20 protein-coding genes are annotated in these 18786 nt (G+C 74.7%); 11 read left to right on the top strand and 9 right to left on the bottom strand.

The annotated features are described in order from the left end of the window. Nucleotides 1–157: 157 nt before the first annotated feature. A complete protein-coding gene (locus tag OP18_RS59220) occupies nucleotides 158–2002 on the bottom strand; it encodes a histidine kinase (RefSeq protein ID WP_169788977.1) in 1845 nt (614 codons plus the stop codon). 184 nt (nucleotides 2003–2186) lie between these two features. On the opposite strand from OP18_RS59220, the gene OP18_RS33070 reads away from it, so the two are divergent. The 5 genes from OP18_RS33070 to OP18_RS33050 all read left to right on the top strand — a co-directional run bounded on the left by OP18_RS33070 (nucleotide 2187) and on the right by OP18_RS33050 (nucleotide 5697). Next, nucleotides 2187–2672: a DUF1707 SHOCT-like domain-containing protein gene (locus tag OP18_RS33070; protein ID WP_063745657.1), complete on the top strand. Its 486-nt coding sequence runs from the start codon at nucleotides 2187–2189 to the stop codon at nucleotides 2670–2672. Between the two features lie 72 nt (nucleotides 2673–2744). Beyond that, complete coding sequence (locus OP18_RS53395) at nucleotides 2745–3377, top strand: SDR family NAD(P)-dependent oxidoreductase (protein ID WP_052387679.1); 633 nt, start codon at nucleotides 2745–2747, stop codon at nucleotides 3375–3377. Between the two features lie 42 nt (nucleotides 3378–3419). Next, the gene (locus OP18_RS33060; protein ID WP_033363036.1) at nucleotides 3420–4229 is read left to right on the top strand and encodes a metal-dependent hydrolase; all 810 of its coding nucleotides are present in this window, start codon (nucleotides 3420–3422) and stop codon (nucleotides 4227–4229) included. Continuing rightward, the gene (locus OP18_RS33055; protein WP_245635603.1) at nucleotides 4226–5095 is read left to right on the top strand and encodes an amidohydrolase family protein; all 870 of its coding nucleotides are present in this window, start codon (nucleotides 4226–4228) and stop codon (nucleotides 5093–5095) included. Before OP18_RS33060 ends, OP18_RS33055 begins: the two co-directional genes overlap by 4 nt. Then, complete coding sequence (locus OP18_RS33050) at nucleotides 5092–5697, top strand: hypothetical protein (protein WP_033363035.1); 606 nt, start codon at nucleotides 5092–5094, stop codon at nucleotides 5695–5697. Before OP18_RS33055 ends, OP18_RS33050 begins: the two co-directional genes overlap by 4 nt. 48 nt (nucleotides 5698–5745) lie before the next feature. Here the strand turns inward: OP18_RS33050 and OP18_RS33045 are convergent, their stop codons facing one another. Further along, nucleotides 5746–6642: an SRPBCC family protein gene (locus tag OP18_RS33045; RefSeq protein WP_260710329.1), complete on the bottom strand. Its 897-nt coding sequence runs from the start codon at nucleotides 6640–6642 to the stop codon at nucleotides 5746–5748. Between the two features lie 139 nt (nucleotides 6643–6781). Here OP18_RS33045 and OP18_RS33040 point away from each other — a divergent pair, with 139 nt between their 5' ends. Together OP18_RS33040 and OP18_RS33035 are read left to right on the top strand one after the other, a co-directional pair. Then, nucleotides 6782–7603: a CPBP family intramembrane glutamic endopeptidase gene (locus tag OP18_RS33040; protein WP_033363033.1), complete on the top strand. Its 822-nt coding sequence runs from the start codon at nucleotides 6782–6784 to the stop codon at nucleotides 7601–7603. 41 nt (nucleotides 7604–7644) lie between these two features. Continuing rightward, on the top strand, nucleotides 7645–7965 hold the full coding sequence (locus OP18_RS33035; protein ID WP_211273749.1) for an ester cyclase: 321 nt from the start codon (nucleotides 7645–7647) through the stop codon (nucleotides 7963–7965). Between the two features lie 40 nt (nucleotides 7966–8005). On the opposite strand, the gene OP18_RS33030 is transcribed toward OP18_RS33035, so the two are convergent. The 3 genes from OP18_RS33030 to OP18_RS33020 form a co-directional block, all read right to left on the bottom strand. Continuing rightward, a complete protein-coding gene (locus OP18_RS33030; RefSeq protein ID WP_033363032.1) occupies nucleotides 8006–8857 on the bottom strand; it encodes an FAD binding domain-containing protein in 852 nt (283 codons plus the stop codon). Beyond that, nucleotides 8854–11160, bottom strand: a complete 2307-nt coding sequence (locus OP18_RS33025) for a xanthine dehydrogenase family protein molybdopterin-binding subunit (protein ID WP_081971311.1) — start codon at nucleotides 11158–11160, stop codon at nucleotides 8854–8856. The genes OP18_RS33030 and OP18_RS33025 overlap by 4 nt, the downstream gene beginning before the upstream one ends. 126 nt (nucleotides 11161–11286) lie before the next feature. Continuing rightward, nucleotides 11287–11799 (bottom strand): (2Fe-2S)-binding protein, encoded by a 513-nt coding sequence (locus tag OP18_RS33020; RefSeq protein ID WP_211273748.1) that lies wholly within the window; start codon nucleotides 11797–11799, stop codon nucleotides 11287–11289. A gap of 389 nt (nucleotides 11800–12188) precedes the next feature. Here OP18_RS33020 and OP18_RS33015 point away from each other — a divergent pair, with 389 nt between their 5' ends. After that, a complete protein-coding gene (locus OP18_RS33015; RefSeq protein ID WP_033363031.1) occupies nucleotides 12189–12467 on the top strand; it encodes a LysR family transcriptional regulator in 279 nt (92 codons plus the stop codon). Here OP18_RS33015 and OP18_RS33010 read toward each other — a convergent pair. The 4 genes from OP18_RS33010 to OP18_RS32995 are packed head-to-tail and all read right to left on the bottom strand — an operon-like array spanning nucleotide 12455 to nucleotide 16299. Next, nucleotides 12455–13681: an XdhC family protein gene (locus OP18_RS33010; protein WP_081971310.1), complete on the bottom strand. Its 1227-nt coding sequence runs from the start codon at nucleotides 13679–13681 to the stop codon at nucleotides 12455–12457. The two genes, OP18_RS33015 and OP18_RS33010, sit on opposite strands and share 13 nt — an antisense overlap. Then, nucleotides 13674–14738, bottom strand: a complete 1065-nt coding sequence (locus OP18_RS33005; RefSeq protein WP_081971327.1) for a vWA domain-containing protein — start codon at nucleotides 14736–14738, stop codon at nucleotides 13674–13676. Before OP18_RS33005 ends, OP18_RS33010 begins: the two co-directional genes overlap by 8 nt. Further along, on the bottom strand, nucleotides 14728–15597 hold the full coding sequence (locus OP18_RS33000; protein ID WP_033363029.1) for an AAA family ATPase: 870 nt from the start codon (nucleotides 15595–15597) through the stop codon (nucleotides 14728–14730). Before OP18_RS33000 ends, OP18_RS33005 begins: the two co-directional genes overlap by 11 nt. 33 nt (nucleotides 15598–15630) lie before the next feature. Continuing rightward, on the bottom strand, nucleotides 15631–16299 hold the full coding sequence (locus OP18_RS32995; protein ID WP_389253631.1) for a nucleotidyltransferase family protein: 669 nt from the start codon (nucleotides 16297–16299) through the stop codon (nucleotides 15631–15633). Here OP18_RS32995 and OP18_RS32990 point away from each other — a divergent pair. The 3 genes from OP18_RS32990 to OP18_RS32975 are packed head-to-tail and all read left to right on the top strand — an operon-like array spanning nucleotide 16288 to nucleotide 18748. After that, on the top strand, nucleotides 16288–16791 hold the full coding sequence (locus OP18_RS32990; RefSeq protein ID WP_033363028.1) for an NUDIX domain-containing protein: 504 nt from the start codon (nucleotides 16288–16290) through the stop codon (nucleotides 16789–16791). The two genes, OP18_RS32995 and OP18_RS32990, sit on opposite strands and share 12 nt — an antisense overlap. After that, a complete protein-coding gene (locus tag OP18_RS53390) occupies nucleotides 16788–18539 on the top strand; it encodes a WD40 repeat domain-containing protein (RefSeq protein ID WP_052387677.1) in 1752 nt (583 codons plus the stop codon). The genes OP18_RS32990 and OP18_RS53390 overlap by 4 nt, the downstream gene beginning before the upstream one ends. Beyond that, entirely contained in the window at nucleotides 18524–18748 is a 225-nt protein-coding gene (locus OP18_RS32975; protein ID WP_033363025.1) for a hypothetical protein, read from the top strand. Before OP18_RS53390 ends, OP18_RS32975 begins: the two co-directional genes overlap by 16 nt. Nucleotides 18749–18786: the final 38 nt, after the last annotated feature.

Raw genomic sequence — 18786 nt, 5'->3', positions numbered from 1 at the left:
GACGGCACAACGCCTCCCCATGTCATGGCCCCTCGTCGCACCGCCCGACCCAGCGCGCCCCGGTCATGACCACACCACCCGGCGCCCGGACGAGCCCGCTCCCAACGCCGGCCGGTCGGGCCCGCACCGGACAGGGCGGCATCGCCGCGGCGCGGGCTCACGGCCGCTCCTCCCCGAGGGGAATCCTGGCCCGCACCTCGAAGCCACCACCGGGCCTCGGTCCCGCCTCGACCACACCACCGAACGTCGCCGCCCGATGCCGCATCCCGGCGATGCCGTTGCCCTCGCCGCGCGCCTGCCCCCCGACACTGCCTCCACCGGCCACCGCACCCCCGCCCGACGCCGCGCCGCCAACCACTTCTGCGCCTCCGACCGCCGTCGCGTCACCGCCCGCCGCACCATGGACCGCCGCACCATGGACCGCCGCACCATGAACCGCCGCACCAGCAACCGCCGCACCAGCAACCGCCGCACCAGCAACCGTCGCGCTCCTGGGCGCGTCCCTCACCTGCCCGGCGCCGCCACCGTCCCCTGCCGCGCCACCGCCCTCGCCGCGCACCTGCGCCCGGCGTCCTTCCGCCACCACGCCGTCGGCCCGGCCCCGCACCTGCGCCGCCCCGCCGGCGGCTCCCCCCGGCAGCTGCGCCCCGGCAAGGGCAGCGCCGGGCGGGCGCCCCATGCCGCTGTCTCCACGCGCCACCACGCCGGCACTCTCGCCAGCCGGCACACCGATGCCGTCAGCCAGCACTCCCTCGCGCTCGCCGGCCGCGCCGCCACCGCCGCCGGGGTCGCCGCCGTCACCGGACCCACCCGGGCCGGCGTCAGCGGCATCGGTCACCCCGGCAACCGGGACCGCCGCGGCGCCGCGGGTGTCGTCGGCGCCGGTGGCGCGGCCGTCGTCGGTGACGTGGATGGTCAGCTCGCCCGGGGCGTAGCCGACGACGATGGTCGCGGCCGCCCCCGGGCCCGCGTGCCGGCGGACGTTGGTGAGCGCCTCCTGCACGATCCGGAACGCGGCCCGGTCGACCTGCGGCGGCAGCGGCCGGGGCGCGCCGAGCGTGTCGACGGTGACGGGCAGGCCGACCGCGCGGGCCTCCTCGACGAGCCGGTCCAGGTCGCGCAGGCCGGGCGCGGGGGTCCTGGGCGCCGCCCCGCCGGGATTCAGCCCGGCGAGCACGGAACGGGTCTCGCGCAGCGCCTCGGCGCTGGCGTGCTTGATCGCGGTGAGCGCGACCCTCGCCTGCTCCGGCTGCTCGTCCATGAGGTGCAGGCCCACGCCGGCCTGGACGTTGATGAGCGACAGGTGATGGCCGATGACGTCGTGCAGCTCGCGGGCGATGAGCAGCCGCTCGTCGCTGGCCTGCCGGCGCTCCTGCTCGACGCGCGCCTTCTCCTCCTCGGCCCGGGCCAGCTCCTGCTGCGCGGACCAGTCCCGGGCCATCTGCGAATAGCGTTGGGCGCGGACCCGGGCGGCCTCGCCGAAGCCCGCGATGACGAGGCACCACACCCCGATGAGGACCACGCGGGACGCCGATTCGTCCCCACGCACCAACACCGCGAACACGCTGAAGGCGGCGGCGACGGCGGCCCAGGTCAGCCACCGGAAGCCCGAGGCGAGGGCGGTGAACATCGCGACGATCGCGGCGACGAACCCCGGGCCGTCGGGATAGCCGAGGCTGAAGTAGGCGGCCGTCGGCACCAGCGCGCCGACCAGGGCGACCAGCGGCCACCGCTCGCGGACCAGCAGGGCGAGAGGGCCGGCGACGAGCAGCAGATAACCGGTGCGGTCCAGAACCTCCGCGCCCGTGGTGCCGTAGGCGGCGGCACGGGTGCCCAGCACCTGCACCAGTGCCATGATGATGACGATCCCGGCGGGGTGCGGGCCGCGCCACCGGCCACCCTCGCGTCGCTGCAGGGATTCCATGCGGTGCGCCAGCCGCGCGGAACGCCGGGCCTCGCGCGCCTCGCGCAGGTCCCGGGTCCAGGGCGGTCGTCGTCTCACACGGCAAAGGTAGTGCAGCGCCGGAAGCTGCGACGTCGCCTTCAGGTCGCGCGGTTTCGTACTCCCTGAGTCGTACACGCCGCGCCCATGTGCGACCCGAGCAGTACACGACGACACGACATGAGTGCGACGCGCGACGCGCCGATGCCCGGCACGCTGGGGTGCGACACGGAAGGGGGCCGAGATGACCGGCGAACGGGTACGAGCATCCGACAAGGAGCGCGAGCAGTACGCCAACATGCTGCGGGCCGGGATGACCGAGGGGCGGCTGACGCTGGAGGAGGGCGAGGAGCGGCTCGCCCAGGTGTATGCGGCGAAGTTCCGCGACGAGCTGACGCCGCTGACCGCCGACCTGCCCGACGGAGGGCGGCGTGGGCTGTTCGAGCTGCCGGAGACGCAGGCGGAGTTCCTGCGGCAGGGCCGGCGGCACCTGGCCCGCCACGGCGCGTTCGTCGCCGTGGTCGCGGTGGCGCTGACCGGGTTGTGGGCGCTGTCCGGCGCGCACTTCTTCTGGCCGGCGATCCCGCTGTTCTTCCTGGTCCTCAGCGTCTTCCGGCACGCGCGCTGGCGGCGGTGGGCGGCGGCGGGGGGTCCGCCGTGGGCTCGCCGGCACTGGGGGCACGGGCACGGCCCGTGGGCGGCGGCGTCGGACCGTCAGGGCTGGGGCTGAGGCGATCCAACGGGGCGTCGCCGCGGCGCGGCGCCCCGCGGCGACGAGAGCGATGACGAGAGGCTGGATGGCATGTACCGAACCGAGCTCAAGGGCCGGGTCGCGGTGGTGCTCGGCGGTGCCGACGGCGTCGGTGCCGCGGTGTGCCGGCTGCTCGCCGCCCGCGGCGCCAGGATCGCCGTCATCGGCGACGACGAGAGCGAGCTGCAGGATCTGGTCGACGAGCTGCGGTGGGTCGGTGCCGACGCGATCGGCGTCGTGTCCGCCGGCGTGGATCCGGCGTCGGTCCACGCCGGGGTTCTCGACGAGGTCGGTCCTCCCGATCTGTTGTTCGTCCTCCCGTGTACGACCAGCGCAGGCACCGATTTCCGCCGGCGGGTCGACAGTGGGCTGACGGCCACGTTCGAGGCGTTGCAGGCGTTCGTGCCGCGGATGGCCGAGGCGCGCGCCGGTGCGGTGGTGACGGTCGCGCCCTTCGGCACGGACGCGGCGACGAGCGCCGTCGGCGGCGGGGTGACCGCGCTCACACAGCACGTCGCGCGGGAGTTCGCGGAGACCGGCGTGCGGGCGAATGTCGTGTCCTGGACACCCGCGGCGGAGCGGGTGGAGGATGTGGCCTTCGCCGCGGTCTACCTGGCCTCCGACGCGTCACCGACGCTGACGGCGACCACGTTCGACGTCGCCGGCACACATTCACGGCTGTAGCTCCTATGTACGAACAGGAGTGCGCATGAAATAGTCCCGATCATGATGGGCTCCTCACATGCGCTTTCCGGAGCGGCCGTGTGGTTGGCCGGCTCGCTCGTGCTGGACCAGCTCGCCGACTTCCACCAGACGCCGCTGCAGCTCGCCGTCGGCACGGCGATCTGCGCCGGTGGCGCGCTCCTGCCGGACCTGGATCTGTCGGGCCGGGTCACGACCCGGCAGGGGGGCGCGACGGTGGCGCACACGTTCGGGGTGCTCACCCTGTTCCTGGCCGAGGTGGTCGAGAAGTTCTCCCTCGGCGTGTACAAGCTGACCCGTCTCAAGCACGACCCGCGCCGGCGCAACGGGCACCGCACGCTGACGCACACCATCGTGTTCAACGTCGGCGTCGGGTACGGCACGCTGGCGCTGTGCAACGCGTACGGCAAGTGGGCCGTGATGGGCGTGCTGTTCTTCGCGTTCGCGATGGCGCTGCGCGGGCTGTTCGAGCGGTGGGCGGAGCGGGCGGGCTGGGTCATCGTGACGCTCGCCGCCGCCGCGGCCGCGTACCTGGTGTACGAGCGGCTCCCCGGCGACCGCGGCTACCCGCTGCTCGGCATGGCGGTCGGCGTGGGTGGCCTCATCCACCTGGCCGGCGACATGATCACCCGGCACGGCTCCCCCATCTTCTGGCCGATCCCGACCGGCCGGCGGCTGTGGCGCAACATCGGCCTGCCGCACTCGGTGGCCCTGACCGCGGGCGACAAGACCGAGACGGTCGTGCTGCGCATCGTCTTCACCACCATCGCCATCTTCGCCGGGGCGATGCTGATCGCGCCGGTCCTGCTGGAGCGGTTCAACATATCGGTGTGAACGATGACACCGAGGTCCCCGCGTTCTGGCAGGCGCTGGGCCTGCCCGGCCTGTTCGACGTGCACACCCACTTCCTGCCGGAGCGGATGCTGCGCAAGGTGTGGGCGCACTTCGACGCCGGCGGGCCGCTGGTCGGGCGGCCCTGGCCGATCCGATACCGGGGCTCCGACGAGGAGCGGGCCGGGCACCTGCGGGCCATGGGCGTGCGGCGGTTCACCGCGCTCGCGTACGCGCACCGCCCCGCCATGGCCGCCGACCTCAACGCGTGGACGCTCGGCTTCGCCGCCCGCACGCCGGAGTGCGTGCCGAGCGCCACGTTCTTCCCCGAGCCGGGGGTCCTCGACGTCGTGGACGCGGCCCTCGCCGCCGGCGCCCGCATCTTCAAGGTGCACCTGCAGGTCGGCGCGTACGACCCGAACGACCCGCTGCTGGAGCCGGTGTGGGGGCGGCTGGCCGAGACGGGCACCCCGGTCGTCGTGCACGCCGGTTCCGGTCCGGTCGCCAACGGGTACACCGGCCCCGGCCCGTTCGGCGAGGTGCTGCGCCGCCACCCGGCACTGGCCGCGGTCATCGCGCACTTCGGCGCCCCCGAGTACGAGGGCTTCCTCGACCTCGCCGACCGGTACCCGAACGTCAGGCTCGACACGACGATGGTCTTCACCACCTTCTTCCCGGGTTTCCCGCCGGCGCTCCTACCCAGGGTGGAGGAGCTCGGCCTGGCCGGCCGGGTGCTGCTCGGCAGCGACTACCCCAACATCCCGCACCCGTACGCGCACCAGCTGGACTCCCTGCAACGCCTCGGCTTCGGTGAGGACTGGCTGCGCGCCGTCTGCTGGGGCAACGCGGCGGGCATGATGGAACGGTGACGACTTCTTCCTCGAACTCCTGGCACGGCCTGGCTGAGCTGCTGCTCGCGGGGCCCCAGTACCGGCGCAGCGGCACCATCCGGCTCCGGGTCACGCCGGCCGGTTTCGCCACGGTCGCCGCACCCGACGTGCAGGCCGAGGCCGACGCCCTCGTCGTCGAGGGGCGCCGCATCCCGTACGCGGGGCAGACGTTCGCCGAGCTGGCGGCGGCCGCCGGGCTGGACGTCGGCGCACCGGAGGGCCTCTACAAGGACGGCTCCGGCGCGTCCGCGGACGACCCGGTCGTGACCACGGACGCCGAAGTCGTGCTGGGCGGCCTGGCGATCGGCGACGCGGCACTGCGCCGGTTCGCCCCGGACCAGACGCCGGTGCTGTGGCCGGAGCACTTCGACGTCGGGATCTCCCTCGACGAGGTGAACTACGGGGTGTCGACGGGCGACTCGGCGGTGTCCGAGCCGTACGCGTACGTGGGGCCCTGGACCCCCCGCGAGGGCGGCTTCTGGAACATGTCGTTCGGGGCCGCACGGCCGCTGCGCGAGCTGGGCGACGCGGCGGCGGTGGCGGCGTTCTTCGCCGAGGGCCGGGCGGCCGCCGCGGGCTGACGGATCGCGGGGCCGGCCGGCGGTTTCGGGCGCCGGCCGGCTGACCGGTCAGCGGCGCTTGATCCACCAGATGATGCCGAAGACGACGGCGAAGCTGGCCGCGGCGGTGACGACGTACGGCACGGCCCGGCGCACGACGGATCCGACGCCGCTCACCGCGAGGAGGTCGATCGGCTCGACGTCCTCGGCCGGGTCCACGGACACCGAGGACTCCGAGAGCGCGGTGGGCGCGGACCTGGCGACCGCCGCCTGAGGCTGCCGCTCGACGGTCGCGTCCGGGCCCGTTCCGGTCGCGTCCGGACCCGCTTCGCCGGCCACCGTGCCGGCTGAGATCCCGGCCGGGGTCTCGGCTGAGGTCTCGGCTGAGGTCTCGGCTGAGGTCTCGGCTGAGGTCTCGGCCGGCGTCCCGGCCAGCGTCTCGGCCGGCGGGGTGCCGGCGGCGAGCTTGCCGGCGAGGCAGTCGGCGAACTGGCCGATGAGCTTGGCGCTGACGTCGCCGATGAGGCCGCGGCCGAACTGGGCGGCCTTGCCGGTGATGTCGAGGTCGGTGGCGACCTCGACCCTGGTCTGCGCGTCGCCGGCCTCGTGCAGGGACGCGGTCACCCGGGCCGAGGCGGTGCCGCCGCCGCGGCTGTCGGCACCGGAGGCGGTGAGCACGACCCGGTGGGCCGCCTCGTCCCGCTCGACGAACCGGCCCTTGCCCTTGAACGTGAGGCTCACCGGGCCCAGCTTCACCTTGACGGTGCCGGTGAAGTCGTCGCCCTCGAACGAGGTGAGCGCCGCCCCCGGCATGCACGGGGCGATCCGCTCGATGTCCAGCAGCACGTCCCACGCCTGCGACACCGGGACGGGCACGGTGAAACTGTGTTCCAGCAGCACGGTCGTCAGACCCCCAGCACTCGGCGGCACGGCCCGCCTGGTGCCCCGGGCCACGCTGTCGACCATAGACCCGTCCCGCCGCACCGCGCAGCATGGTCACCCCGAGACCCGCGCCAAATCTGTGCTCACGCACACAATTGACCCCCGGCCCGGGCGGACAAAGAATGTGCGTACGCACATATCTGGTCGTGAGAGGGGTCCTCTGATGTCGCACCACACCCGCCCGCTGGCGCTGTTCGCGGCCGTCGCGCTGCCCACCGGCTGGCTGCTGCTCAGCGCGCCACCGCTGCTGGACCTGCCGGTCGAGCCGTTCGTGCTGCTCACCCTCGCCCTCGCGCTGGTACTGCCGGCGGCGCTGCTGGTCCGACGCGAGCACGACCACGGCGTGCGAAGACTCCTGCACGACGGCGTCCGGCTCCCCCGCCCCTGGTGGCTGCTGCTCCCCGCCACCGCCCTGATCCCGGCGCTCACCTGGGCGGCGGCGGCCCTCGCCGGCAGCCGTCCGACCTTGGCAGGACCCGACCTGGCCGCCCTCGCAATCTCCTTGAGCTCGAGCGTGCTCATCGTCAATCTCTGGGAGGAGATCGTCTGGACCGGCTTCGTCCAGCGCCGTGCCATGGCCCGCTGGGGCACGCTCGGCGGCAGCCTGGTGACCACGGCGTTGTTCGCCGGGATCCACCTGCCCCTGGCGTTCGCGGGCGGCGGCGACGCCGGCGCTGGCCTGGCCGCCCTGGCCGTCTCGGGCCTGGGCCTGCGCCTCCTCGCCGCCGCGGCCGACCGGTGGAGCGGGGGTAGCCTGCTGACCGTGGCGATCCTGCACGCCTCGTTCAACACCGCCGGCGACGTCGTGCGACCTGAGGACGACTGGCTCCGCTACGCGGCGACCGCCGCGCTCGGCCTGCTCGCCCTGGCCGCCATGGCCCGCCGCCGGACCACCAGCAGCACGGGCGGCGCACCGACCACCACGTCCACCAGCAGCGGCACCGGCGGACGGTCCCGGGCCGTCACGGCGGTCGAGGCGACATGAGCACGACGACGGACGACATGCAACACCACGACGGAGGCGGCGTGAGGCGGTTCGAGATCCGGCCCGGCGAGCCACCGACCTGGCAGGGCATGAGTCCCGCCGCGCGCACGGTCGCCGCGTTCGGCCGGTTCCGGTTCACGGTCACGGCGCTGCTGGCCGAGGGCGACCACGTCTACGTGCGGTGGCGGCAGGACGGTCACCACCTCGGCGACGTCGACGGGCACCCGCCGACCGGCGCGCCGCTGACCGAGGTCGGCTCCGCCGTGTACCGGGTCGAGGACGGCAGGGTCGCCGAGTACTGGGTCCAACTCGACCGGCTCGGGCTTGCACGGCAGTTGCGGGACGGCGGCGGCGCGGGATGAGGGCCGTCCGGCGAACCGGACGGCCCCGAACGATCCCGGCTCAGATGCCGAGCGCCTTGCACACCGCCCTGGCGGTGAGGACCCGGGCGAGGTCGCGGCGGTAGTCCGCGGAGGCGGTGAGGTCGTCGACCGGCGACGTGCCGGCCGACGCGGACACGCAGGCCGCCGCGACGGCCTCCGGCGTGGCCGGCGAGCCGGTCAGCGCCGCCTCGACCTCGACGGCCCGGTGCGGCACCGGGCCCATGTTGGTCAGCGCCACCCGGGCGCCGGAGATGGCGCCGTCGGAGCGTGACACCGCCACGGCCACCCCGACGATCGCCCAGGCCTGCGCCATCCGGTGGAACTTCTCGTAATGGGACGACCAGCCGTCCACCGTGGACAGTCGCACCTCGACGAGGACCTCGTCGGGGGCGAGTGCCGTGGTGAACAGGTCCACCGAGAAGTCGGCGGCGCTGACCTCGCGCCGCCCCGACGGGCCCTGCACGACGTAGGTCGCGTCCAGCGCGGCGGCGACCGCGGGCAGGTCGGCGGCCGGGTCGGCGTGGGCGAGGGAACCGCCGAGCGTCCCGCGGTGGCGCACCTGGCGGTCCCCGACGGTGCCGGCGGCCGCGGCGAGCAGCGGGGCGTGGCGGCGTACCAGCTCCGAGGAGGCCACCTCGGCGTGCGTGGTCATCGCCCCGACGACGAGGGTGTCGCCGTCGAGCCGCACGCCGCTGAGGCCGGCGACGCCGGCCAGGTCGACCAGCACCGTGGGCGCGGCGAGGCGCAGCCGCAGCACCGGCAGCAGCGACTGCCCGCCGGCGAGGACCTTCGCCTCGTCGGCCGCGCCGAGCGCCGCCACCGCCTCCTCCACTGTGGACGGTTTGACGTAGTCGAACGCCACGGGGATCACGACGCACCTCCGCGCTTGATCGCCCGCCACACCTGCTCGGGCGTGCAGGGCATGGGGATGTCGTCGACACCGAACGGGCGCAGCGCGTCGACGACGGCGTTGACGACGGCCGGGGTGGAGGCGATGGCGCCGGCCTCCCCGACGCCCTTGACGCCCAACGGGTTGGAGGTCGCGGGTGTCTCGGTGCGGTCGGTGACGAACTGCGGCAGGTCGGCGGCGCTGGGGATCGTGTACTCGACGAACGACCCGGTCAGCAGGGTGCCGGAGTCGTCGTACACCGCCTGCTCGTGCAAGGCCTGTGCGATGCCCTGCGCGACGCCGCCGTGCACCTGGCCCTCGACGATGAGCGGGTTGACGACCTTGCCGACGTCGTCGACGGCGACGTACCGGTGGATGCTGACGTGGCCGGTCTGCGTGTCGACGAGCGTCGCGCACAGGTGCGTGCCGTGCGGGAACGAGAACGTCTGCGGGTCGAACGTCGCGTCCGCGTCCAGGGTGGCCTCGACGCCGTCGGGCAGGTCGTGCGCGGCGAACACCGCGAACGCCGTGTCCGCGACGGTCTTGCTGGCGTCGGGGGTACCGCGCACCCGGAACGCCCCGCCGGTGAACTCCAGGTCGTCGGGGCTGCACTCGAGCATGTGCGCGGCGACGACCCGGGCCTTGTCCCGCACCTTGCGGCACGCCTCGACCAGCGCGACGCCGCCGACGGCGAGGGAGCGGGAGCCGTACGTGTCCAGACCCTTGTGCGACGTGCGGGTGTCGCCGTGCAGGACCTCGACGTCCTCGAAGGCGACGCCGAGCTCGTCGGCGACGATCTGGCTCCACGCCGTCACGTGGCCCTGGCCGTGCGGGCTGGTGCCGGTGACGACCTCGACCTTGCCGGTCGGCAGGACCCGAACGGACGCGGTCTCCCAGCCGCCGGCGGCGTACCGCAGCGCGCCCAGGATCCGCGACGGTGCCAGGCCGCACATCTCGGTGTAGGTCGACACGCCGATGCCGAGCTGCACGGGGTCGCCGCTGTCGCGGCGGCGCCGCTGCTCCTCGCGCAGGCCGGCGTAGTCGAACAGGTCGAGGGCCTTGTCGGTGGCGGCGTCGTAGTCGCCGGAGTCGTACACCAGCCCGGCGACGGTGGTGAACGGGAACTCCTCCGCCTTGATCCAGTTCTTGCGGCGCAGCTCGACGGGGTCGATGCCGAGCTCGTCGGCGAGGTCGTCCATGGCGCGTTCGATCGCGTACGTCGCCTCGGGCCGGCCGGCGCCGCGGTACGCGTCGGTGATGGTGGTGTTGGTGAACACGCCGGTGCACTCGAAGCGGTACGCGGGCACCTTGTAGATCGAGTTGAACATGAACGCGCCGAGGATCGGCACGCCCGGGCCGACCAGGCCGAGGTAGGCGCCCATGTTGGCGATGAGCTTCACGTCGATGCCGGTCAGCGTGCCGTCACGGGTCGCGGTGAGCGTGATGTCCTGGATCTGGTCGCGCCCGTGGTGCGCGGACAGCATCGTGTCGCCGCGGGTCTCGGTGTACTTGACCGGCTTCTGCACGCGCCGTGCGGCGAAGAACGCGATCATCTCCTCCGGGGTGACCTGCAGCTTCCCGCCGAAGCCGCCGCCCACGTCCGGCGCGATGACCCGGATCTTGTGCTCGGGGACGCCGGTGAGCAGCGCGTAGAACACCCGCAGGATGTGCGGGATCTGGGTGGCCGACCAGATGGTGTACTCCCCCATGCCCGGGTCGACGACGACGCTGCGCGGCTCCATGAACGCGGGGATGAGCCGCTGCTGGACGTAGCGCCGGCGCAGTGTCACCTCGGCCGACGCGGCCTCGGCGGCGACGTCGGTGCCGGTGCCGGCCTGCGCGGAGTCGAAGACCCAGGTGTACGAGCGGTTCGTGCCCTTGTCGGGGTGGACCAGCCCTTCGTCGCGCGCGGCGGCCGCCAGGTCCAGGACCGGCGGCAGCGGCTCGTACTCGACCTCGATCGCCTCGAGCGCGTCGACGGCGCTGTCCCGGTCGCGGGCCACGACGACCGCGACCGCCTCGCCGTGGTGGCGCACGTACCCGTCGGCCAGCGGCGGGCGGACCGGGTGGACGATGTCCTCGGTGACCGGCCACGCGCAGGGCAGGCTGCCCTGGACGTCGGCGACGTCGGCCCCGCTGAACGCGTCGATGACACCGGGTTGCCGCAGCGCGGGCCGCACGTCGACGGACACGACGCGGGCGCTGGCGTGCGGGCTGCGCAGGATCGCCAGGTGCAGCATCCCGGGCAGCGCGATGTTGTCGGTCCACCGGGTCCGGCCGGTGATGAGCCGCGCGTCCTCCTTGCGCCGGCGCGCCGCGCCGTCATGACGTCACCTCCGCTGCGCTCCGGCGCCGCCCTGACCTCGAAACCGCGCCCATGATGCCCGACCCTCCGCTGCGCTGCGGGCCGGTCATACCGTCGCCTCCTTGGGGAGGACGACCTCGGCCGACGCCTGCAAGGCCGTTGCAGCCGACTGCACCGCGCGGACGATGTTCTGGTACCCCGTGCAGCGGCACAGGTTGCCCGACAGGCCCTCACGGATCTCGGCCTCGGTCGGGGCGGGGTTGTCCCGCAGGAGGTCGACCGCGGACAGGATCATCCCCGGGGTACAGAAGCCGCACTGCAGGGCGTGCAGCTCGTGGAACGCCTGTTGCACGGCGTGCAGCGAACCGTCCGGACCGGCGAGCCCTTCGATCGTGGTGACGGCGGTGCCGTCGGCCTGCACCGCGAGCACCGAGCAGCTCTTGACGGAGCGCTGCTCGCCGTCGGCGCTGCCCATGAGGACGGTGCACGAGCCGCAGTTACTGGTGTCGCAGCCGACGACCGTGCCGATCTTGCCGAGACGTTCTCGAAGATGATGGACGAGCAGCGTCCGGGGCTCGACGTCGTCGACGTAGCGACTGCCGTCGACGTCGACGCTCACCCGGACTCGATGGGAAGAGGACACGATTGCCTCCCGCGGGGACGTGCCGAAACGGCCCGTCGCGCGGCGGACGCACCCGGGCCACTGCCTGATCAGCAGAACCCAGAAGCGGTGATCAACGCAACCCTCCACGGGTCTTGACTTCCACGAATCTGGACCTTGACAACGCACCGCGGTCCGCCTTCGACCAGAAGGGCGCGAGCTGGGCTGACGCGGTGCCCAGGTCGGACCGGCAGACGCCGACGGAGACGACACGGCGCGAGCACGGGGCACGAAGGCACGCGCTGCACGCCGTGCGCCGGAGCGGACGCCGCCGCGCACCGCAAGGCCGGCGCACGCCGGGAAGTGTCGTATCCCGGACTCGCCCTCGATTGTCGCCCGGCGGCGATGTGGGCGAGGATCGATGGATCAACGCCCACGGTGCAGCGCGGCACGAGCTGGAGGCGTTCCTCACGTTGGCTGAGGAACTGCACTTCGGCCGGACGGCCGCGCGTCTGCACGTGTCGACGGCGCGGATCAGCCAGACGATCCGGTCACTGGAGCTGCGGGTCGGGGTGCGGTTGTTCGCGCGGACCAGCCGGCGGGTGTCCTTGCTGCCGGTCGGCCAGCAGCTGCTCGACGACCTGCGCAGAAGCCGCGATCAGCACCCCGACTGTCAAGCTCCCTGATCGGCGAGCCCCGCAGACTCGGCAAGCCCCGCAGGCTCGACAAGCCCCGCAGCATCGGCAGACCTCGCAGGATCGGCAAGCCCCGCAGGATCGGCCACGTCGTGGTGGATGCGGCCTACCGTCGTGGTGAGACGGGCGCCGCCGCCGCCCCAGCGGCCGGCGATGATCTCCGCGGCGATGCTGACCGCGGTCTCCTCCGGCGTGCGCGCCCCGAGGTCCAGGCCGATCGGCGAGGACAACCGGGCCAGCTCCTGTTCGGTCATCCCGGCCTCGCGGAGACGGGCGAGGCGGTCGTCGTGGGTGCGGCGGGAGCCCATGGCGCCGACGTACGCGAGGTCCTCCCGCAGCGCGACCTGCAGCACCGGCACGTCGAACTTCGGGTCGTGGGTGAGCACGCACACCACGGTGCGGGGGTCGACCCGGCCGGCGTCGAGCTCGGCGCGCAGGTACCGGTGCGGCCAGTCGACGACGACCTCGTCGGCGCCTGGGAACCGCTTCGACGTGGCGAAGACGGGGCGGGCGTCGCAGACGGTGACGTGGTAGCCGAGGAACTCGCCGATGCGGGCCACGGACGCGGCGAAGTCGATCGCGCCGAAGACGATCATCCGGGCGGGCGGGGCGTAGGAGGCGACGAACAGGGTCAGCCCCTCGCCGCGCCGCTCGCCGTCCAGGCCGTAGTGCAGGGTGTCGGTCCGACCCGCGGCCAGCAGACCTCTGGCGTCGTCGGCGGCGGCGGCATCAAGACGTTCGGATCCCAAGGACCCCGACACGTCAGCGGGCGACGGCCACACCACCATCCGCCGGCCGATCCGCTCCGGCGGGCCCTCGACCACCGACACGACCGCGACCGGGTCGCGCGAGGTGATCGCCGCAGCCACCGCGTCCAGCTCCGGGAACGTGTCCCGCGACACCGGCTCGACCAGCAGCTCGATGATCCCGCCGCAGGTCAGACCGACCGCGAACGCGTCGTCGTCGCTGACGCCGTACCGCTGCACGATCGGCACACCGGACTCGACGACCTCCTGCGACAGCTCATAGACGGCGCCTTCGACGCAGCCGCCGGAGACGCTGCCGACGGCGGTGCCGTCGGGGCCGACGAGCATGATGGCCCCCGCCGGGCGCGGTGAGCTGCGCCAGGTCCGCACGACGGTGGCCATGCCGACGGTTCGGCCTGACTCCCACCAGCCGAGCAGATCGCTGAGAACCTCACGCACGGCGGACCTCCTCAAGGACGGCGTGTAGCGCCGCCACCGTATGCCCCGCCACGAGCGCGTCAACATGCGGGAGCACGGCGGCGAGACCGCCGGCGGTCGGGGCGAAGCCGGGGCGCCCCGCGTGCGGGCTGACCCAGACGGTCCGCGCGGCGAGGCGGCGCAGGTGGGCGACGGTGGCGCCGAGCCGGGCGGGGTCGGCGGACTCCCAGCCGTCGCTGAAGACGACGACCGCGGCACGGCGGGCGACGCCCCGGTGGCCGTCGCGGCGGACGAACGCGGCGACGCCGTCGGCGAGGCGGGTGCCGCCGCGCCAGTCGGGGATGTGCCGGCCCGCCTCGCGCAGCGCCGCCTCCACGTCCCGGATCCGCAGTGCCGGGGTGAGCCGGGTGAGGCGGGTGCCGAGCGAGTACGTCTCCGTCCAGCGTGGACGGTGCCGGGTGAAGGCGTGGGCGAGGCGGAGCAGGGCGTCGGCGTACGGTGACATCGACCCGGACACGTCGATCAGCAGCACCAGGCGGCGGGGGCGGGGCGCCCGCACCCGGTGCAGGAGCGGCCGGGGCTCCCCGCCGGCCCGCAGCATGGCCCGGACGCTGCGCCGGCGGTCGACGTCGCCGTGCCCCGCGGGACGGTGCCGGCGGCCGGGGCGGGTGATGTCTGCGGTGGCGATCCGGGCGAGCAGCGCGGCGGCCTCGGCGCGTTCGGCGTCCGACAGGGTGGCGATGTCGCGGTGGCGCAGCACCTCGGCGTCCGCGGCCTGCACGGACAGCGCCGGGTCCCGGTCGTCGGCGGCCGCGGACGGCGGCACGGTGGACCGCAGGAGCGAGCGCTCCGGCAGCCGCCGGACCTGCCAGGACGGGCCGCGGGCGGCGGACGGGGGCGGGGCGAGGGCGGCGTCGTAGCGGGCGATGTCCTCGGGCGAGCCGCACAGCGTGAGCCGGCCGACCCAGTACGCGTGGGCGACCCCGGCCGTGTCGAGGGCCTCGGCGTATGCCGCGAGCCGGTCGAGTGTCACCGGCAGGCCGGCCGCCCGCAGCTTCCCGGCCAGCTCAACGAGCACCGACGGCACCCGTGGCCAGGGCGATGTCCTCGCGGACCTTGAGCACCACCCCGAGGGTGGCGTCGGCGAGCTCGGCGGTCAGCGTGTCCGCGGACAGCGCCCGCAGCGCCGCCGCCCAGTCGATGGCCTCGGCGACGCCGGGCGGCTTGACCAGGTCAAGGGTCCGCAGGTGGGCGGTGGCCGCGGCGACCTGCGCGGCGAGGCGCTCGTCGAGGCCCGGCAGGCGCCGCCGCAGGATCGCGGTCTCCCGTTCAGGGCTGGGGTGGCCGACCCAGTGGTACAGGCAGCGACGCTTCAACGCGTCGTGCACCTCGCGGGTGCGGTTGCTGGTGACGACGACGACCGGCGGCACGGCGGCGGTGATCCGGCCGAGCTCCGGCACGGTCACGGCGGCGTCGGCGAGGACCTCCAGCAGGTACGCCTCGAACTCGTCGTCGGCCCGGTCGACCTCGTCGACGAGCAGCACGCACGGTGCGCGCTCGACCGCCTGCAGCAGCGGCCGGGCGAGCAGGAACCGGCGGTCGTAGAGGTCCGCCTCCAGGTCGGCGGCCGACACGGTGCCGTGCGCCGCGGTCTCCACCGCGCGCAGGTGCAGGACCTGACGGGCGAAGTCCCAGTCGTACAGGGCGTGGGAGGCGTCGAGGCCCTCATAGCACTGCAGGCGGATCAGCTCGACGCCGGCGGCCTCGGCGAGGGCGGCCGCGAACGCGGTCTTGCCGACGCCGGCGTCGCCTTCCAGGAAGATCGGCCGGTGCAGGCGCAGCGCGAGGAAGCCCGCCATCGCGAGCCCCTCGTCGGCGAGGTAGCCCGCGTCGGCCAGGCCGGCCGCCAGTGCGGCCGGAGACGCGAAGTCCGGCACCGCTCCACTATGCGCGCCGGGGTGCTCCGGCGGCTACTGCTCGGGCGGCACGTCCAGGTCGGTGTCGTCGGCGATGTCCTCGCACGGCACCGCCTGGACCTGGTCGGCGTGGGCCGCCAGGTAGGCCCGGGCGCCGACGTCCGCGGTCGCGAGCGTGGCCACGCCAGCCCAGTGGTCCCGCCCGAGGATCACCGGGTGGCCGCGTTTGCCCTGGTACGACGCGGTCACGAGCGACTTCGACCCGCCGTTGGTCGCGGCGAGCAGCCGGGCGACGGCGTCGGGTCCGATGCCGGGCGTGTCGACCAGCAGCACCGCGACCGCGACCGCGTCGGCCTCGCTCTCGGCTTCGGCGACCGCGGCCAGCCCGACCCGCAGCGACGAGCCCATGCCGCTCTTCCAGCCCGGGTTGTCGACCAGCCGGGCGTCGCCCAGCTGCGCCTCCGCGCGCACGCGCGCCGACTCGGCGCCGAGGACCACCACGATGCGGGTGCAGCCGCCCTCGCGCAGTGTCGCCACGGCGCGCTCGACCAGCAACCGGCCGTCGTCATGGCGCACGAGCGCCTTGGGCCCGCCATATCGGCGGCCGCCACCTGCGGCGAGAACGAGTCCGACGATCGTGCTCAGCGGGAACTCCTCGGGTGCGACACCAGCGCGAGGCTCAGCGTAATACCGTCGGTAGGCTTCATGCTCATGGCCCTGCACGATCACTGTTCGTATTGCGGCGTCGCCTATGCGTCGGGGGCACCGTGGCCCCGCCAGTGCGCCTCCTGCGGCGAGACGACCTGGCGTAACCCGCTGCCGGTCGCGGTCGCGCTGCTGCCGGTGGAGACCGACGACGGCCGTGGCCTGGTCCTGGTCCGCCGCGACATCGAGCCGATGCGCGGCGAGCTGGCGCTGCCCGGCGGCTTCATCGAGCTCGGCGAGACGTGGCAGGAGGGCATGGTCCGGGAGCTGCGCGAGGAGACCACGCTGCTGGCCGACCCCGCCGACGTGCGCCTCTTCGACGTGCAGAGCACCGCCAACGGCAACCTCATCGTGTTCGGCGTCCTGCCCCCGCGTCCCCTGTCGGCGATCCCGTCGTCGGTGGCGACCGAGGAGTCGCTCGGCTTCGAGATCGGCGTCGGCCCGCAGCGGCTGTGTTTCCCGACCCACACCGACGCGATGGCCCGGTACCTCGCCAGCGCCGACTGGTGACCGCCACCCGGCGGCAGGCGGCCGGCTTCCCCGACGCGCTCGCCGCCTGCTCCGGCGACGGCGCCTTCGCCGCGGTCGCCCGCGGACCGGCGATCGAGATCCTCGACCTGCCCTCCGCCGCCGTCGCCCGGGTGTTCCCGACCGGCGTCAGCCACCTCGACGCCCTGGCCGTGACCGAGCTCGACGGCCGCCGCGTCCTGCTCGGCGTTTCCGATGATCTCCGCCGGTACGCCTGGGACCCCGCCACCGGTGCCCCGCTTCCGCCCGGCCCCGCCTCCGGCGGGCAGCCCCGGCCCGCGGCGCCCGGCGAAGGGTGGTCGCTGACGGTCGACGGTGACCTGGTGCGGGTCGTGGACCCGGCGAGCGGCGAGGAGGTCGGCGTCCTGGCCGGGCACGCCGGCCGGGTCGACCACGTGGTGGGCTGCTCGACCGGCGGCCAGGCGTACGCCGTGACCGCCGGCCTCGACAGGACCGTGCGGGTGTGGCAGCTGCCGGCGTGCACGCAGGTGGGCGCCTCGTCACCGGCGGTGGTGGGCCTGACCGCCGTGGCGACCGGCCGGGTGCCCGCCCCCGGCGGCATCGGCGGCACCGGTGGCCTGGACGGCGCCGGCGGTCTGGACGGCGGCGGTGGCCTGGACGGCGGCGGTGGTCTGGACGGCGGCGGCGAGGTCGGAGGCGGCGGCGGCACCGGTGGCCTCGACGGCGGCGAGGAGGTGGCCGGCGTCGTTGGTGGCGGCGGTCTGGACGGTGGCGGGTCCGCATGGCGCACGGTGGTCGTGACCGGCGACATCGAGGGGCGGCTGCGCCGCTGGGACGCGGCCACGTCCGAGCCGCTCGGCGAGCCGGTCCAGGCGCACACGGGCTGGGTCCGCGCCGCCCGCGCCGCCGACGTCGACGGCCGGCCGCTGCTGGTCACCGCCGGTGGCGAGACGATCCGGGTCTGGGACCTGGCGACCCTCGACCCCGTCGGCGACCCGCTGCCGACCCGCTCGTGGACCGAGGTGCTCGCCGTCGCCGACCGGGACGGCGGCCCGGTCGTGGTGTGGCGCTCCGGCGACAACCGGGTCTCGGTCGTGGACCTGCGTACCCGGCGCACGGTCGCCGACGGCATGTCCGACTGGCCGCTCGCGGTGGCCTTCGCCCGCGCCGGCGGCCGGCTGCTCGCCGTCGTCGAGGACCACCCCGAGCGGGACGGCGACTTCGACGCCGAGGAGACCGCCCTGCGGGTGTGGGACTTCGAAGAGGGCGAGCCCCTCGGCCCGCCCCTGCCCGGCGGCGGCTTCGGCGGCACGGTGCTCCGCACCCCGGTCACCGTCCTGGACACCCCGACCGGCCCCCTGCTCATCTCCGGCGCCGGCGTCGACGCCACCTACGCATCTGGCCCGTCCCGGCGGCCACGCACCCCGGCCCGGACGCCACACGCACCGGCCCGGACGCCGCGCACACAGGCCCGGACGCCGCGCGCACAGGCCCGGACGCCGCGCACACAGGCCCGGACACCGCGCGGACCGTCCCAGACGTCGCGCGGACGGGGCCAGAGGCCGCGCACGCCGGCCCGGACGCGGCGCGGACCGGCGCAGAGGCCGCGCACGCCGGCCCAGACGCCGCGCACGCCGGCCCGGACGCGGCGCGGACCGGCGCAGAGGCCGCGCACGCCGGCCCGGACGTCGCGCGGACCGGCCCGGAGCCGGTCAGCGGGCCGCTGGCCGGGCACCACGGGCAGATCACCGCCGTGGCCGCGCTGCTGACCGGCGGCCGCGCGGTCGCCGTCACCGGCGGTCAGGACGGCACCCTGCGCGCCTGGGACGCCACGGCGGGCACCGCGCTCGGCGACCCGCTGCTCGCCCACACCGCGACCGTCCACGCGGTGACCCTCGCCGAGATCGACGGCGGACCGGTCGCCTTCAGCGCCGCCGCCGACGGCACCTTCCACACCTGGCCACTCCCCCACCCCTGACCGGCCCGGTCTCCGCGCCGCACCCAGCCCCGACCGCC

This window comes from Dactylosporangium aurantiacum (genome assembly GCF_000716715.1).
Taxonomy (GTDB): domain Bacteria; phylum Actinomycetota; class Actinomycetes; order Mycobacteriales; family Micromonosporaceae; genus Dactylosporangium; species Dactylosporangium aurantiacum.
This window is presented reverse-complemented; position numbering and strand designations above follow the sequence as displayed.

Excerpts from the sequence above, each read along its gene's own strand:
- OP18_RS33040 (WP_033363033.1), top strand. The coding sequence starts at position 6,782 with ATGTCGCACCACACCCGCCCGCTGGCGCTGTTCGCGGCCGTCGCGCTG.
- OP18_RS33060 (WP_033363036.1), top strand. The coding sequence starts at position 3,420 with ATGATGGGCTCCTCACATGCGCTTTCCGGAGCGGCCGTGTGGTTGGCC.
- OP18_RS53395 (WP_052387679.1), top strand. The coding sequence starts at position 2,745 with ATGTACCGAACCGAGCTCAAGGGCCGGGTCGCGGTGGTGCTCGGCGGT.
- OP18_RS33070 (WP_063745657.1), top strand. The coding sequence starts at position 2,187 with ATGACCGGCGAACGGGTACGAGCATCCGACAAGGAGCGCGAGCAGTAC.
- OP18_RS32990 (WP_033363028.1), top strand. The coding sequence starts at position 16,288 with ATGGCCCTGCACGATCACTGTTCGTATTGCGGCGTCGCCTATGCGTCG.
- OP18_RS33045 (WP_260710329.1), bottom strand. The coding sequence starts at position 6,642 with ATGGTCGACAGCGTGGCCCGGGGCACCAGGCGGGCCGTGCCGCCGAGT.